Here is a 385-nt window from a genome sequence, read left to right as displayed (position 1 = left end):
CCGTCGGCCTCGAGCAGGCGATCCCCGCCACCGTCTACGCCGCCTCGCCCGCGATCCAGCCGCACCTGCGACTCCTGGTCGACCGGCTGCGCGTGCGGATGCCGCTGGCGACCGCGCTCCAGCGCCTGGCCGACGAACTCGACGACCCGAGCGCGGACCTCATGGTCGCGGCACTGATCCTCAACGCCCGGCTGCGCGGGCCCGGCCTGCGACAGGTGCTGACCTCGCTGTCCGAGGCGGCTCGTGCCGAGGTGGAGATGCGCCAGCGCGTCTCCGCCGGGCGCAGCGCCACGCGCCGCTCCGCACAGATTGTCGTCGTCTTCTCGCTCGTGGTCGTCTTCGGCCTGCGGATCGTCAACCCGACCTACGTCGCGCCGTACTCCTC

The 385-nt window shown here is 73.0% G+C and carries 1 protein-coding gene; it reads left to right on the top strand.

Translation table 11 applies throughout. The features are described from left to right. Positions 1-385: type II secretion system F family protein (locus H2Z84_RS00860; RefSeq protein ID WP_181834289.1), on the top strand; the 385-nt coding region annotated here is incomplete at both ends.

It is taken from the genome of Aquitalea aquatica (assembly GCF_013911085.1).
Lineage (GTDB): Bacteria > Pseudomonadota > Gammaproteobacteria > Burkholderiales > Chromobacteriaceae > Aquitalea > Aquitalea aquatica.
The sequence above is the reverse complement of the archived record's forward strand: the minus strand, read 5'-3'. Positions and strand labels throughout refer to the sequence as shown.